At 46.9% G+C, this 14,923-nt stretch carries 12 protein-coding genes; 6 read left to right on the top strand and 6 right to left on the bottom strand.

All coding sequences use genetic code 11. The features are described 5' to 3' along the window. The first annotated feature begins 30 nt into the window (after positions 1-30). Together J3492_RS07215 and J3492_RS07210 are read left to right on the top strand one after the other, a co-directional pair. On the top strand, positions 31-639 hold the full coding sequence (locus J3492_RS07215) for a manganese efflux pump MntP (RefSeq protein ID WP_207991134.1): 609 nt from the start codon (positions 31-33) through the stop codon (positions 637-639). A 67-nt stretch (positions 640-706) separates the two neighbouring features. Beyond that, complete coding sequence (locus J3492_RS07210; protein ID WP_207991133.1) at positions 707-1,345, top strand: manganese efflux pump MntP; 639 nt, start codon at positions 707-709, stop codon at positions 1,343-1,345. A gap of 223 nt (positions 1,346-1,568) precedes the next feature. On the opposite strand, the gene rlmF is transcribed toward J3492_RS07210, so the two are convergent. Together rlmF and J3492_RS07200 are read right to left on the bottom strand one after the other, a co-directional pair. Then, positions 1,569-2,630 carry a 23S rRNA (adenine(1618)-N(6))-methyltransferase RlmF gene (gene rlmF, locus J3492_RS07205; RefSeq protein ID WP_207991132.1) on the bottom strand — a complete coding sequence of 354 codons (1,062 nt, stop codon included), beginning with the start codon at positions 2,628-2,630 and terminating at the stop codon, positions 1,569-1,571. A 76-nt stretch (positions 2,631-2,706) separates the two neighbouring features. After that, complete coding sequence (locus tag J3492_RS07200; RefSeq protein WP_207991131.1) at positions 2,707-3,360, bottom strand: LysE family translocator; 654 nt, start codon at positions 3,358-3,360, stop codon at positions 2,707-2,709. A 185-nt stretch (positions 3,361-3,545) separates the two neighbouring features. On the opposite strand from J3492_RS07200, the gene J3492_RS07195 reads away from it, so the two are divergent. The 3 genes from J3492_RS07195 to J3492_RS07185 all read left to right on the top strand — a co-directional run bounded on the left by J3492_RS07195 (position 3,546) and on the right by J3492_RS07185 (position 6,970). Next, on the top strand, positions 3,546-4,349 hold the full coding sequence (locus tag J3492_RS07195) for a crotonase/enoyl-CoA hydratase family protein (RefSeq protein WP_207991130.1): 804 nt from the start codon (positions 3,546-3,548) through the stop codon (positions 4,347-4,349). Between the two features lie 400 nt (positions 4,350-4,749). Beyond that, positions 4,750-5,697, top strand: coding sequence for an AEC family transporter (locus J3492_RS07190; RefSeq protein ID WP_207991129.1), 948 nt, complete (start codon positions 4,750-4,752; stop codon positions 5,695-5,697). A gap of 100 nt (positions 5,698-5,797) precedes the next feature. After that, positions 5,798-6,970 carry a MalY/PatB family protein gene (locus tag J3492_RS07185; RefSeq protein WP_207991128.1) on the top strand — a complete coding sequence of 391 codons (1,173 nt, stop codon included), beginning with the start codon at positions 5,798-5,800 and terminating at the stop codon, positions 6,968-6,970. Positions 6,971-6,996: 26 nt separating this feature from the next. Here the strand turns inward: J3492_RS07185 and J3492_RS07180 are convergent, their stop codons facing one another. The 4 genes from J3492_RS07180 to J3492_RS07165 form a co-directional block, all read right to left on the bottom strand. Beyond that, the gene (locus J3492_RS07180) at positions 6,997-8,562 is read right to left on the bottom strand and encodes an FGGY-family carbohydrate kinase (protein ID WP_207991127.1); all 1,566 of its coding nucleotides are present in this window, start codon (positions 8,560-8,562) and stop codon (positions 6,997-6,999) included. Positions 8,563-8,721: 159 nt separating this feature from the next. Continuing rightward, complete coding sequence (locus J3492_RS07175) at positions 8,722-10,374, bottom strand: glycerol-3-phosphate dehydrogenase/oxidase (RefSeq protein WP_207991126.1); 1,653 nt, start codon at positions 10,372-10,374, stop codon at positions 8,722-8,724. Positions 10,375-10,398: 24 nt separating this feature from the next. Then, positions 10,399-12,138, bottom strand: a complete 1,740-nt coding sequence (locus tag J3492_RS07170) for an FAD-binding oxidoreductase (protein ID WP_207991125.1) — start codon at positions 12,136-12,138, stop codon at positions 10,399-10,401. A gap of 231 nt (positions 12,139-12,369) precedes the next feature. Continuing rightward, the gene (locus tag J3492_RS07165) at positions 12,370-14,247 is read right to left on the bottom strand and encodes a BCCT family transporter (RefSeq protein WP_243453156.1); all 1,878 of its coding nucleotides are present in this window, start codon (positions 14,245-14,247) and stop codon (positions 12,370-12,372) included. 376 nt (positions 14,248-14,623) lie between these two features. Here J3492_RS07165 and J3492_RS07160 point away from each other — a divergent pair. Continuing rightward, positions 14,624-14,923: IS1/IS1595 family N-terminal zinc-binding domain-containing protein (locus J3492_RS07160; RefSeq protein ID WP_207991124.1), on the top strand; the 300-nt coding region annotated here is incomplete at its 3' end.

Genomic DNA, 14,923 nt, shown 5'->3' with positions numbered 1-14,923 from the left:
AGTGCATTGCAATAAGAATGAGAAGGTAAAATGATAGAAGTAGGACTACTCGCTATCGCCCTTGCGATGGATGCGTTTGCAGTAGCCATCGGACTGGGTGCCAAGTCGCAAAAACAGGGTAAGCAGTATTTGCTACGACTGGCTATTTATGCGGCGTTATATTTTGGTATTGCACAGGGTGTGATGCCATTGATAGGTTACTTATTAGGCGCGGCGCTCCTAAGTTGGCTTGCTGCTGCTGCGCCTTGGATTGGCGGTATTATTCTTGTCGGTCTCGGTGGAAAGATGCTTTATGAAGTGTTTGATGTTGATTGGGAGGATGCGGTAGACAGCACGCTTCACCTAAAATCTGACACTGATGATGCTGTTGCCGTCATAAACAATAGCATCAATCACCGCACTATGTTTACGCTTGCGATTGCGACCAGTATCGATGCCATGGCAGCAGGCTTTACACTTAATTTACTAGCGCTTAATGCATGGTTGGCCTGTTTAATTATCGCTATTATAACAGCTGGTTTTAGCTTTTTCGGTGTTTATTTGGGTAAAAAATCTGGCACTTATCTAGAGGATAAAGCAGAAGCATTGGGTGGACTCGTGTTAATTATTATTGGTTTGAAAGTTATGTTTTTTAGCTAAATAGCTTCAGATCAGTAATGACGATAGCCATTCAAAAACAAGCAGGCTATTAGGACAGGAGTAAAACATGTTTGAAGCTTTTTTACTCGCCATTGCTCTAACAATGGATGCATTTGCAGTATCAATCAGTTTGGGCGCAAAAGCTCAGAAGCAGAGTCGCACTTATATCCTACGTTTGGCTATTTATACAGCATTATATTTTGGTACGGCTCAGGGCGTTATGCCGCTCATCGGTCATATATTAGATGCTGTCTTGTTAGGTTGGTTGGCTGCTGCGGCCCCCTTGATTGGTGGGGTTATTCTTATGTCACTGGGTGCTGTCATGCTCTATGAGTCGTTTATTGTCATGGCTCGAGAGGCTCCAAGCGATAGCAAGCAAGGTAAGAACACTACTGATACTCATAAAGATATCGAAGTTCACACTAAGGCGTTTGAGGATAAAAAGGCTCCTAAAATTATCCGTCATCACACCATGTTGACTTTAGCCATTGGCACCAGTATCGATGCGATGGCAGCAGGGTTTACTTTGAATTTGATGGCGCTCGATGCATGGTTGGTATGCTTAACTATTGCGATTGTAACGGCTATGTTTGGGCTGGTCGGTGTTTATTTAGGCTGGCGCTCAGGCACGTGGCTTGAGAGTAAAGCTGAGATACTGGGCGGACTGGTATTGATTGCTATGGGTATAAAGGTCATGATTTTTTGATATAGTCGGAGCACTTTTAAACCGCTATGGGGTTACCCGCCCTAGATGTACTTAGTGTACTATCTGCGGTCGGTCGCCTTGTAGCGATTTTAAAACTCCTCGACTATACTGGACTATGCGCCATGAATATCAAAAACCATATAGCATAAAAACACCGCTTTGGATGCCAGAGCGGTGTTTTTTTTGTTTCACGTGAAACTTTAATAAGTCCTATTTTTATCAATTACTCTTCGTCAGTGTTGAAGCGCCATGCCAAGACCCGAGTGCTTTTTTGACCTTGACTCATTTCAATAATGCGCATCTGCGTAGCATCTAGCTGCTTTAATAATTGCTGTAATGGCTTTACGTTTTCAGACTTTGACACTAAAGAAGTAAACCAGCCCACATGCTCAGCGTAGCTTTGACTCTCTTTTATCATGTTGGTCAAAAAAGTAATCTCACCGCCCTCACTCCATAGCTCCCTGTGCTGACCACCAAAGTTTAGGTTTTGCGCTGCATTGCCTGATTTGGTCGAATGGCGACTTATTTTCTCATTTTGGTTTTTGCCACGATGCCGTTGTAAGTTATGCTGTTTACGACTGTTGGCTTGCATCGCTTCTTCTAATGAAGCATGGAATGGCGGGTTACAAACCACCACATCGAAATAATCCTGACGGCCGATTATATTTTTGAATATATACTTGGGTTCTGGCTGTAATTTGACCTTAATTGTGCCTTTGAGCTTGGGGTTGGCCTCACCAATCAGCGCTGCGGTATTGACCGAAATAGGGTCGATATCGCTGGCTGTGAAGCGCCAGCCATAGCTTTGACTGCCAATAATGGGATAGATAGCGCTGGCACCCGTACCAATATCTAAGGCGTGAATATGCTTACCCGTTGGCGGTGTATTGTCGTCATGAATATGCGTGGTTTGAGCCAATAAATCAGCGATGTAATGAATGTAGTCGGCTCGTCCAGGAATCGGTGGGCACAAGTAGCCTTCTGGAATGTCCCAAAACTTGACACCATAAAAATGAGCCAGCAGCGCTTGGTTGAGGACACGTACGGCCTGATGATCGGAAAAGTTAATCGTCGGCTCGCCCTTAGGGTTGGTGATGGTGTGCTTGGCAAGCTCAGGCAGGGCTCGGGTCAAGACAGCAAAGTCGTAGCGACCTTGATGCGGATTACGTGGATGTAACTTACCCAGGTTTTTGGCTCTACTAGGTGCCCGGTTTCTATGTTTGCTATTGGGGCTGTTGCTGGACTTGGTAGGTGGGGTGGTACGCTGAATCGGCTTACTGGTCATAGTATGGGGCTTTAATGTTTAGATATAGCCGAACAGTGTAGCAGATTTTTGAGACAACTGATGTGTTATCAGTGTCTTAACGACTACGAAAAATGAGGTTCAATCCCAAGACGATCATCGCTGACCCTAATATGCGGTCTATCCAATGCTCAAAGCGCTGAAAGCGTCTCAAAATCGCAGGAATAGAGAGTAGCATCACTACGGTGCTAAACCATGCCATCTGTAGCACCATCATCCATACACCATAAATCGACAGCTGCCAAAGCGGAATATCAGGCGACAGTACGAGCGTAAAAATCGCCACAAAGTATACGGGCGCTTTGGGATTAAAGACGTTGCAAAAAAAGCCACGACGCAGGGTAGCAAACGTGGATTCGATGTCACTTGAGGATGGTTTTGAACAGTTGGCAGCCGTAGAGTGAGGTAAGTTGACTGGTTTTTTGGGTTTAGCACCAATACCTTGCCAACCCAGATAAATCAAATAAGCACCGCCAAGCCATTTAATTGCAGTGAGTAAAGGCTGCGAGTGCGCAATGATGGCTGCCAGACCTAATACCGAATAAATAATGTGGATAGCCAATCCTAAAGTAATGCCCAAGCTACAAATAAGGCCAGTACGTCGGCCCTTGGTTAGGGTTTCACGTGAAACTAAGACAAAGTCGGGACCAGGGGACATGGCTGCTAACAGATGTACGCTGGTGATCAGTAAAAAACCATGCCAAAATTCCATAAAATGCTCTGAGTCATATCCTAGTTTGGATCATGGTTACACTTATCGCAAATCAGGTCAACTGATATTAGCTATCAATGGCAAGGCTAAAACGGTGCTTGCGTTGCAAGGGGCGTATGTCTATATTGAAAGAAAGTTAAATTAACTGCACCTTACACAGCTACAAACATAAAAAGGATAAAATCATGACTACGGACGGCAATAACAGCACAGACAATCGCATCACTTTTGAGAGCGAGGGCTATCTCTGCCTGATTGGATTAAATCGTGTGGATAAGCGCAATGCCTTTGACAGTCATATGATCGGCCAGCTGTCTGCAGCACTTACTCGCTACGAAAATGACGATAGTCTGCGTTGTGCCTTGATATTTGCCCATGGTGAACACTTTACCGCCGGTCTTGATTTGATGGAGCTACAAGATAAATGGGACAAAGGCGCGTTTGAGTTTAGCGATGACGAAATTGATCCGTGGGGCATCAGTGGTAAACGGCGTACTAAGCCTGTCGTGGTCGCAGTACAAGGCACATGCTTTACCGCTGGTATTGAGCTGATGCTCAATAGTGATGTGGTCATCGCCAGTAGTACGTGCAACTTTGCGCAAATGGAAGTGCAACGGGGTATCATGCCGTTTGGTGGGGCGACGGTCAGATTTGTCGCAGCAGCGGGTTGGCAAAAAGCCATGCCATATTTATTGACAGGTAAGCCGTTTGATGCACAAACTGCTGATAAGTTAAACTTGGTTAGCGAGGTGGTGCCTAGCGGTACAGAGTACGATCGAGCACTGACGCTTGCGCAACAAATCTCGACGGCTGCCCCGCTTGGCGTACAAGGGCTGCTGTCCTCAGCACAGGATGCCAGTCGCCATGGCGCCGCTAGCGCACTGGCGAACATTCATAGCTATCTGCCAGACTTGTTTCATTCAGACGATGCAAAAGAAGGGGCAATGGCCATGGTCGAGCGCCGTGAGGCTCATTTTACAGGGCGTTAGGGTTTGCCGCTATAGTTATCCAAAGGCTAGGGCGTGTCTTTAATTCGAACGAAAACATCTAAATGGGCTAAAAATGGCTAAATCTTGCCAAACGTCGTCAAATAGCTGGCTAATATCTTGATATTATCGGCATTATCTTCCTTGTTTGACATCGGTTTATCTCATTTTTATTATCATTTTCAAAATGTAAACCCGCCCTAACTATAGTCGATCCACGATAAAAGAAACCCAGTGCTACTGGGATGCTTTCTCTTAAAACAACGTTGCGCAGGTGCGAAGGGAAGTAGCAGGCAAGGAAAGTTTGTACCAGTAGCACGCTGGCATAGCTGCATTTTCTTTATTTAGGATTAACGATATAAATGCTTGATCATACCCATGCCATAAAGGGGCAATCACGATTATGCTCGACATTATTAACATCACTGCCCCTATTTTTATCCTTATCGCACTGGGTTATTTAAGTGTACGCCTCAAGGTTATTAATCCTCAGCATGCTAAAGGTATGGGGAGTCTGGTCTTAAATATTGCCCTGCCAGCTTTGATGTTCAACGCCATTGCTGACATGCCTTTTCAAGACGTTATACTGCCGTATTATTTGTCTATCTACGCTTTGGGCTCAGTGATGGCGTTTATGGTAGGTGTTGTGCTGACCAAGATGGTTTGGCAACAAGATAATGTCTCTGCTGCGCTCAACTCTACAGCTCTGTCTTTCTCTAACAGTGCTTTTATCGGTTATGCTGTCGCCTCTATGGTGATTGGGTCTGATAGGGCGGCTGCCTACTTGTCGATGGGCGTTCTTATCGAAAACCTGTTGATCCTACCGATGTTGTTTGTCATGGCGGAGATGAATCCCAACTCAGGTAAGTCTCTAGCCAGCGTCCTATTAGGTATCGGTAAAAACTTTACTCGTAACCCGCTGATTATTACTATCGTGATCAGTCTGATTTTTTCTATATTTAGTCTACCGATACCGCAAATGGTCGAGCAGACCACACAGATGCTTACTGGCGCAGCGGCCCCTGTTGCCCTGTTTGTCATAGGTATGAGTCTGTATGGTCTAGAGTTAAAGGGCGATTTGCCAAAAATCACCACTATCGGCTTGGGTAAGCTGATGCTGCATCCACTCTTGATACTATTGGCGATTATGCTGATTTCGGGCGGCACACAGCAAGACAATTATGTCGCTCTGCTGTTTGCTTCAGCACCGACATTCTCTACCATCGCTATTATTGGTCAGCACTATGGACTGGTGAGCCGTATGTCCGCTATTGTCATTATCTCTACCATAGGTTCATTTTTTAGTATGAGTGCGGTGCTGATTTATTGGCAGATGACGATTGGGTTTTAAAGCGGATTCATTATCATTGTTTTTAACGGATTGATAAGAGACCAGACAGCTTACTACCTACAACACAAGAAACCAAAGTCATTTTTAAAGGAGATCTTCCATGGCATATAACTTTGATGAGATCATCGATAGAAGCAATACAGGGTCAATCAAATGGCACTACGACGATGACACTATCCCGCTCTGGGTTGCAGATATGGATTTTAAGGCCGCTCAGCCTATCTTGGATAGTGTGCAGCGTGTGGTGGAGCATGGCATACTAGGCTATACCAAGCCGACTGAGGGGTTGTATGAATCGATTATTAATTGGCACGGCAGTCGTTATGATTTAGCGCTGGAGAAACAAAACATCTTGTTCTCGCCAGGGGTGGTGCCAAGTTTGGCGTTGATGATGCATGTCTTTACCGAAATTGGTGATGCGGTACTGGTCAATGACCCTATCTATACGCCGTTTATGACCAAAACTCAGCAAAATGGCCGCACACTGATTACCTCAGCGTTAAAAGAAGTCGATAGTAAATTGCATCTGGATATGGAAGACATCGAGGCAAAAATAGTCGAGCATAAGGTAAAGCTATATCTGCTCTGTAATCCGCATAATCCGGGCGGGCGCGTGTGGACAAAAGATGAACTTAAAGGGCTACTTACGCTATGTAAAAAGCATAATGTAGCGATTGTCAGCGATGAGATTCATCAAGATCTGACTTTAAGCGGTCATAAGTTTGTGCCCTTTTTAAAGCTAGCAGACGCAGCAGGGTACGCACATCGTGTCGTCAGCCTGACTTCGATGACCAAAACCTTTAATGTAGCGGGCATCAAAGGCTCTATGATCTTTGCTAAAGACGATGCTTTAATCAAAAAAATCAGTCAGCAGCAACATTTGAATGACGAGTATGAGCTGAATTTATTTGCTTATACAGTGATGCAAAGCGCTTATGAGGAGGGCGGCGAGTGGCTTGAACAGGTACTGGCTTATATTGAAAAAAATATCGACATCACGCTAGACTTTTTAGCATGGCATTTGCCTGATATTAAGGTGATGCGTCCAGAAGCATCGTATTTAATTTGGCTCGATTGCTCGGCGTACGGTGAGGACGATCAGGCGCTGTATGATAAGCTGCGTGCGGCGAAAGTTGAGCTAAACTCGGGGATTAAATACGGTAGCGAGGGGCATCTAAAAATGCGTCTTAACGTAGCGTGTCCTGAAGCGCTGCTGCGTGAGGGGTTAAATCGGGTTTATGCGGCGTTTAGTGATAATCAAAAAACAGGCTAACAAAGCTTAATATTATTATATTTTTTTCACTTAGCAGGATACCCCGTGATGTCTTGAATGCTTTGATACAAAGGTTTTAGGCGCTCGTACATCTTGAGATAGACCTCGTTATACAGGCGCTTGTAAAGTTGCACATTGGCTGTGATAGGCACGAACTCATCGCCCAAATGAGTCATCGCCTCGCTGGCGGCAGCGTGGTCGGGATAGATACCGAGGCCCACTGCACAGTTAATAGCAGCGCCAAGGCCTGAGGCTTCATAAGTATGCGGACGATAGGCGGGCATACCAAAGATGTCGGCGGTGAGCTGCATGGCGGCATCGCTTTGGGAGCCACCACCAGAGATACGTAGGTGTTTGATAGGTTTGCCAGTGCGCTTTTCGATGGTATCAAAGCCAAGCTTGAGCTCATAAGCAAGGCCCTCCAATATGGCACGGTAGACGTGTGCTCTGGTATGCACATCACCAAAACCAATCAATGCGCCTTTACCCTCTAGCCCCGGATGACGCACGCCTGGCGACCAATACGGCTGCATCATCAGCCCCATACAGCCTGCGGGTATGTCTTGCACCGCCTTATCAAGCAGCTTTTCAGTGTCGATACCCTGCGTTTTTGCTAGCTGCGCTTCATATTGTGCGAACTGTTCTTTGAACCAACTGACCATCCAAAAGCCGCGATAGATCATATACTCGTGATTGTAGTAGTGTGGCGCAGCGGCGGTGTAGGCAGGCATGTGTTTGAGGATTTCGATATAGTTGCTTGAGGTAGTGTTAATCGTCGCTGTCGTGCCAAAGCTTAAGCAGGCGGTATCCGCTGTCAGACCCGCGGCGCCCAATGCCTCACAAGCCTTGTCGCTGGCAGCAGCAATCATCGGCGTGCCCTCGATAATACCAGTTGCAGCAGCGGCTTTTGCACTGATATGACCAAGTGTTTGCCCAGGTGTTACGAGGGTAGGCATTTGCTGTAGGCGACAGCTAAACAGTCGCCATTTAAAATCTTTGGGCTGTAACCACTTTTGTGCTTTGTAGTCATACGGCAGATAGCCCAAGGCATGACCAGTGGAGTCAGCAAGCCTACCTGTCAGCTGATAGGTGAGGTAGGCAGAGAGGTTGACGTAATGAGCAGTTTGGCTCCATATCTCAGGCTCATTTTGCGCCAGCCAATTACAGCGGGCTTTTTGCTGGGCGTCTTTTACTAATTCGCCCATGCCGATGATTTTGGTAAGCGGGTTTAAAAAACCGATATCGTGAGTCTCAGCACGACGCAGATCCATCCAGACGATGGCTGCTCGTAGTGGCTGCTTGTCTTTATCCAGACAGATCATGGTATAGCGCTGGGTAGCAAGGCTGACGCCTGCGATTTGCTCAGAGGTGATGTCACAGCTTTGCCAAAGCTGCTGGCAGGCTTCACTTAACTTTTGCCAATAGTAGTCGGCATGTTGCTCAGCGAAACTGGGCTGCTCGGAGAAATACGGCTCGATAGGGACACGGGCTTTGGCGATCTCGGTACCAAATTGGTCAAAGATAAGTGCTCGGACGCTTTGGGTGCCGTTGTCGATGGCTAAGAGATAAATCGGGTCGATAGAGGTGGTCATAGTCGTCCTTAACTATGGGGGATATTTATCAAAATCAGAACGTGCTATTGGTGCAAACTTTCCCATGCTTGCGACCGTAAGAATTCTCGAGGCTACGCAGCTTTTGTTTTAAAAGAAGCGTCCTAGCAGCTCTAATCCTTATAATAACTCGATAAGAAGCTAAGCCGCAGGCAGGTGATAGTAGCGTTGCCACAACTCGGTATAGCGAGCGACTTCCTCTTGCCACTTTGGCTCATCCCAGCCCAGCTCCTGTTGACAAATTTGCTGCAGTCTGGCGCTGATAAGTGGGGTCATCGCCCCATTTGGTAATATCAAGCCCAAACGTGTCCGCCGCAATAGCAGGTCGTCCAAGTGCATGACCTGCTCACAGCGGGCAGCAAAACGAACCTCTGCCCAAATGGTATAATTATCAGTGACATAAGCCAAATCATTGTCGTGAGCAAGGGCCAGCAAGGTGTCAAGCTGTCTGCCATAAAACCCTTGTAAGCGCTGCTGTAACGATGAGGAAAGCTTAGCGAATTTGGGATGGGTAGGGGTTGGGCTGCTAAAGACGTGATCGTCAGATATCTTATCTAAAAAAGCTGACTCATCAAACGTAAGCACCTCTTGGCACTTCGCAAGTACATCAAGCGCAATTAAGCGAAAGGTAGTGAGTTTGCCGCCACTAACGCTCACAAGGTTGTTATCAAGCCAGACGCTATGGTCTCTCTTTTCTTTACTGGGACTGACTCGTTTGCCGTCCCCACCTTCTGATATCAGTGGTCGCACCCCTGCCCATGTGCTGATGACATCCTCTCGCTTAAGGTTGGCCCGATCAAAAAGATCGTTTGCCGCCTCCAATAGATAATCGACTTCTGCACTGGTGATACCGACCTCTTCATCGTTCAAAGGCGGATGGTCTAAATCTGTGGTGCCAATGACTGATCGATTCTCCCATGGAAAGACAAACAAAGCCCGTTTATCGACAGGGTGCAGTAGGGTGTAAGCTTGATTGATGGGTAAGCGCTCTTGACTGACCACCAAATGGCTGCCACGAGACGGACGGATTTGTTTGTCACTATGATGCTCTGTCTGGGCGTTTGCTTGCATACGCAGGGTATCGGCCCAAGCGCCGGTAGCGTTGACCACCACTTTGGCGTACACCTCAAAAGTATGGTCGCTGCTGCTTGAGTGATGGTCGACGTTGTCTGTGAGCGTCGCACCAATAACCAGACCTTGCTCATCAGTGATTAAAGACTCAGCTTTTAGATAGTTGATGGCATGCGCACCATCCTGTATGGCTTCATCGAGCACGCGCATGACGAGACGGGAGTCATCGGTCACCGCATCACTGAATTGACTGGCACCGATAAACTTGTCGCTTTTGATGTTGGGATTAAGACGTAAAAACTCATCTTTTTTAAAGGTTTTAAGGTAGTGCTTACCTGCCAGCTTATCGTAGACGCGCAGCAAAGTATTAAAAATCCATGGCGGTGGAAACTTGCCTTTATAATGCGGCATAACGTAGTGCATCTCATTGACCAAACCACTGGCCTCATTGAGCATGCGCTCACGTTCACGCACGCTAAGGAGCGTGGTCTTGTAATCCCCCGAAGCAATGTAGCGCAGCCCACCATGTACCATCTTACTCGAGCGACTGGAGGTGCCCCAAGCAAAGTCTTTTTGCTCAATGAGTAACACTGTCAGACCACGCCGTGCCGCTTCACGCGCAATGCCTGCGCCTGTGATACCGCCACCGATGATGAGCATATCCCAAGGCTGTGCTTGAGATAAAGGGGCTAATGCTTGCTGGCGTTGTTGACGCTGAGTCATAAATTACTCTTCTTAATTTGTATTCTACTCTTCAAGCAATACACCCGGATTCATCCGCTGCTCAGGGTCTAAGCTCTTTAGCATATCACGGGTCACTTGAATACCCAGCTGGCCTTTTTCGGCCGCTAAGTAAGGCGCGTGATCATGGCCAACGCCATGCTGATGCGAGATAGTGGCTTTGCCATTAGCGACGCTTAAGCAGGCAGCACGTTTGATTTTTTGCCAGCGCCGTAAGGTAGCAGCGTGATCTTTAGCAGCTCTGAAGAAGTAAGTGGTATAAAGGCTGGCCCCTTGCTTATAGACGTGGGAGATATGAGTGAATGCCATGACGGCTTCGCCTTCATCAGCTAAAGCGTTTTGCACAGCTGTCTGCATCTGCTGCATCTGCTCGTCGATATTACGCCAGTTGGTCGCCGTCTCAAAGGTGTCAACCATGATGCCACGCTCCCAAAGTGTGCCACGCAGATACGGGAACTTAAAGCGGCCATGCGCCCACACACTACCCATGATATCGGTGATTTTGCCTGTGACACTGCCGTATTGTTTGAGTTGTTTATTAAACTGAGTCAGGGCCAGTTTATTCTGTGCTTTGTCGCCTGAAACGCCATAAGTCAGCATGACTTTATCTGCATCAAGACCACGTGCTTTAAGATAGGTGCTAATCGCCAAAAACTGACTGGGAGAAGTACCTAAATGTAAGTGGGCATCGGTTTCGATGGCATTGCTCAGACGCAGCATAGAGAGCTTAATATTGCTTTGTACCGCTTGTCTGAGCACTTCCTTACCCGCTTCCCAGTTGGGCAAAAATGCCACCTTAAATAGCTCCTGCTCAGGCTGCGGCTGTACACGCATCTTCACTTCGGTAAAGATACCGGCACGGCCTTCAGAGCCCATCATCATCTCTCGCAAATCAGGCCCTGCTGATGACGCAGGAATATCAACAATATTTAATATGCCTTGCGGCGTGACCAAAGTACCACCTGCAAACATCTGCTCGATACGTCCATACCCTAGCGACTGCTGACCACTGGAGCGTGCCGCAATCCAGCCGCCAAGCGTCGATAGCTCCCACGACTGTGGATAATGCCCCAAGCGATAGCCGTGCTCGTCCAGCTGCGCCTCGACTGTTGGTCCTTGCGTGCCCGCACCAAAAGTGGCGATTTGGCTGTCTGTATCCAAGTCGAGCAGCTGATCCATCTGACTCATAGCGATAGTCAATACGGGGCGTGTGCCCTGTTGTGGGTTGATGTGACCTGCTACAGACGTACCGCCACCAAAAGGAATCACGATGAAATCATGCTCTTGGGCTAGCGTTAGTAGTTGCTCGACATCACTGGTCGACTCGGGAAAAGCAACGCCATCCGGAAACACCTCAAAGTCGCCGCTGTGCATGGCGATCCAATCGGGGAAGCTCTGGCCCCGAGCATGTCTGAGTCTGACCTCGCTATCAGTCGATACGATTGCCATCTCAATGACCGCCACAGGCAGGCGTGATTTGGGTACCGTTTTTAACACTTGCTGCAGGCTGACAGATTTAAGTTTTTTGGTTTTGCCGATATGCGACTTAATCAGCTTGGCGCCGTGCGGCGAGACTTTTTTATTGATATTGACATTGCCCCAACCATTCCAGCGGGTTTGCTCGATAGGGGTATTGCTCGGTGGTTGGCTTTTTGAAGTGGCAATGAGATCCATATCGTCCGTAGTGGAGATTGTCTCTGATTCTGGAGAAGTATCTTTAGTAGTAGGTGATTTAGTTTTGCTCATATGACATAACCTGTCGATTTATAATAATTGTATTTTGAACGATCGTTTGGCTAGGGCTAGTGAATCGACTATACCATAATATATATCATACAATATTGCGATACTAGAAACTATTTTTTATGAGATAGCTGTTTGTAAAAATGTTAAGACACGCCCTAGAACATAAAAAATAAAAAGGCTGCGCTACTTATGCAGCACAGCCCTTGAATTTACGATAACAAAAAAGATCAGCTACTCTTCTTTATCTACTTTATTGATATCGTCAGCGGTGCTTTCACGCACCTGCTCCCACTCATCTTGCTGTGCTAACACCGAGCCCTCAGGCGCCAGCGAGGTTTCGCCCATCTCCCAAGGCGCATTGTCTGCCAACTCCTCAATATGAATGGTTTTGACACTATAGTCGGGCTGATATGCCAAGTCATAATGAGCGGCTTTAATCACAGATATCATCATCATAGATAAAATGATAATCAGCGGTGCCCCAGCGATAATAGAGGCGGTCTGTAGAGTCTGCAGGTCCCCCAAAAACATCAAAATAGCCGGCAGCAGACACAAGGTAAATGCCCAAAATAGACGGTTCCAGCGGTGCGGCTCATCATCCACCTCTCTTTGTACCACCGAGGCTAAGATATAAGAGATAGAGTCAAAGGTCGTCGCCGTAAAGATAGTCGCCAAAAAGGTAAACACGCCGACCACCAAATACGACATCGGCAAGCTGTTTAGAATCGAGAAAATAGCCGCAGTAGGCGACTCATTATTTAAGATGCCGATAACATCGACAGCGCCTGACATTTGCAAATACAAGCCATAATTACCTAGGATAATCATAAACATGGCACAGCCAAGTGAGCCGTAAAACATCGAGCCGACGACCATATTACGGATGGTGCGCCCCCGAGAGATTTTAGCGATAAACAGTCCGATAGTCGGCGCAAATACCAACCACCATGCCCAGTAAAACACGGTCCAATCCTGCGGGAAGGTGATGTTTTGAAAACCGAATGCTTCAAAGTCTCTAAAGGGCTCGACATAGGTCATCATGCGTGGCATCTCAGTAATTGAGCGCCCGATGGCCTCCAAGCCTGTGTTTAGAATAAAGACGGTAGGTCCGACGACCAGTACAAATAATAAAAAAGCCACTGCCAAATAAAAGTTAATATTCGAGAGTTTTTGAATACCGCCTTTGAGCCCTTGATACGCACTATAAGCAAAAATCATGGTGGTAATAAGCAGTACCACAATCTGCATGGTCACGTTGCGTGGCAAGCCAAATAAGTTGTATAAGCCTTCGTTAATCAGAGGGGAGGCCAGACCTAGCGTGGTCGCACCACCACCTACCATACCAAAGACAAACAGCACATCGAGCATCTTGGCCCAGTTGCTATTCGCTCGTTTTTCACCTAACAATGGCATCAAGGTTTGACTCACTTTGAGCACCGGCGTCTGGCGTACATAATAAAAGTAAGCGATAGGGATGGCAGGCACCAAGTAAATCGCCCATGCCACAGGCCCCCAGTGAAACATACCGTAAGTGGTCGCCCAGCGTATGGCGTCTGGCGTGCCGCCTGTGATACCAAAAGGCGGGCTTTGATAATAGTATGCCCACTCAATCAGCCCCCAATATAAGATACTGGCGCCAATACCACCACAAAACAGCATCGCCGCCCAAGAGCCGGTGCTAAACTCAGCAGTCTCTTCAGGACGACCGAGTTTAATTTTACCGATATCTGAGAAGACAATATAAAGCACAAACAGCATGGCCAGCACCCCAAAGGTGAGATAAGCAAAGCCAAAGTTATCACTAACAAACGCTCGTGCTATACCGACCCAGGTTTTTCCTTGCTCAGGGAACAGCATCAAAGGTATGGCGATACCTAAAAGTATCACGAGCACCATGCTAAAGGTAAATTTATCAATACGGGTGTCAGGTACATGGTCGGGTCGCCACTGCGGAATCGACATACCGACATCAAAAGTACCCAAATGCGGCGGTTTATAATATTTAGAACGGGCTTTGACATAATCGGGTAAGTACTCTTTTGAGGGCCCGAGACCTGACGTCGACTTGTCAGGTTTTTTGCTGTCCTTATGCTGGTCAGAATTACTCATTTAATTCTCCTGTTTGCGTTTACCACTCATTCACTCAAGCTCTGGTTGATTGACTTTAAAGCCGATACAAGGTCATTGAGAGGCTTTTTAAATACAGATTGCGTCGCCTCCGCTTGATCGCACACCAGTAAAATGTATACCAGCAGCACGTCTAGATTGTCGTCGATACTAAATAAAATAGACACACTGTAGTAATACGCCAGACTGGTATAAACTTTTCTTGCCTGCTGTGCCTACGCCGCTCGATGCTACAAAACCAACATTAAAAAACTAAGCATCCCAGTTTTGCTGTAGCTTTTTTAGGTGGTGTATCAGAAAGTATGCTGAGGAAATAAAAGGAGAGTGACAGCCGAAGCAAGATGATATATTTGAGGTTATGAAGACACAAATAGAAATCAGCTGCCCCGACTGTCACAGTTCTAGTTTAAAGAAAAACGGCATAAAAAGCTATGGTAAGCAGAACTACCAATGTAAGGACTGTAACCGCCAGTTCATTGGCGACCATGCCTTAACCTATAATGGCTGTCACTCTCAAATAGAAGACCTCATACGGCTAATGACGGTTAGAGGTTGCGGCGTTAGAGACATAGCTATTATAGCCTCAGTCAGTATCGGTAAAGTATTGAGCACCATAGGCTCATCTGTTTATAAGATTGCGCCTAAGAAGCGCTACTAT

The organism is Psychrobacter coccoides (genome assembly GCF_017498085.1).
Taxonomy (GTDB): Bacteria; Pseudomonadota; Gammaproteobacteria; order Pseudomonadales; family Moraxellaceae; genus Psychrobacter; species Psychrobacter coccoides.
Note: the sequence above shows the minus strand (reverse complement) of the source record. Positions and strands in the feature narration are given on the sequence as shown.

Coding starts and splice junctions, on each gene's coding strand:
- J3492_RS07175 (WP_207991126.1), bottom strand. CDS start 10,374: ATGACTCAGCGTCAACAACGCCAGCAAGCATTAGCCCCTTTATCTCAA.
- J3492_RS07200 (WP_207991131.1), bottom strand. CDS start 3,360: ATGGAATTTTGGCATGGTTTTTTACTGATCACCAGCGTACATCTGTTA.
- J3492_RS07165 (WP_243453156.1), bottom strand. CDS start 14,247: ATGAGTAATTCTGACCAGCATAAGGACAGCAAAAAACCTGACAAGTCG.
- J3492_RS07210 (WP_207991133.1), top strand. CDS start 707: ATGTTTGAAGCTTTTTTACTCGCCATTGCTCTAACAATGGATGCATTT.
- J3492_RS07215 (WP_207991134.1), top strand. CDS start 31: ATGATAGAAGTAGGACTACTCGCTATCGCCCTTGCGATGGATGCGTTT.
- rlmF (WP_207991132.1), bottom strand. CDS start 2,630: ATGACCAGTAAGCCGATTCAGCGTACCACCCCACCTACCAAGTCCAGC.
- J3492_RS07190 (WP_207991129.1), top strand. CDS start 4,750: ATGCTCGACATTATTAACATCACTGCCCCTATTTTTATCCTTATCGCA.
- J3492_RS07185 (WP_207991128.1), top strand. CDS start 5,798: ATGGCATATAACTTTGATGAGATCATCGATAGAAGCAATACAGGGTCA.
- J3492_RS07180 (WP_207991127.1), bottom strand. CDS start 8,562: ATGACCACCTCTATCGACCCGATTTATCTCTTAGCCATCGACAACGGC.
- J3492_RS07195 (WP_207991130.1), top strand. CDS start 3,546: ATGACTACGGACGGCAATAACAGCACAGACAATCGCATCACTTTTGAG.
- J3492_RS07170 (WP_207991125.1), bottom strand. CDS start 12,138: ATGAGCAAAACTAAATCACCTACTACTAAAGATACTTCTCCAGAATCA.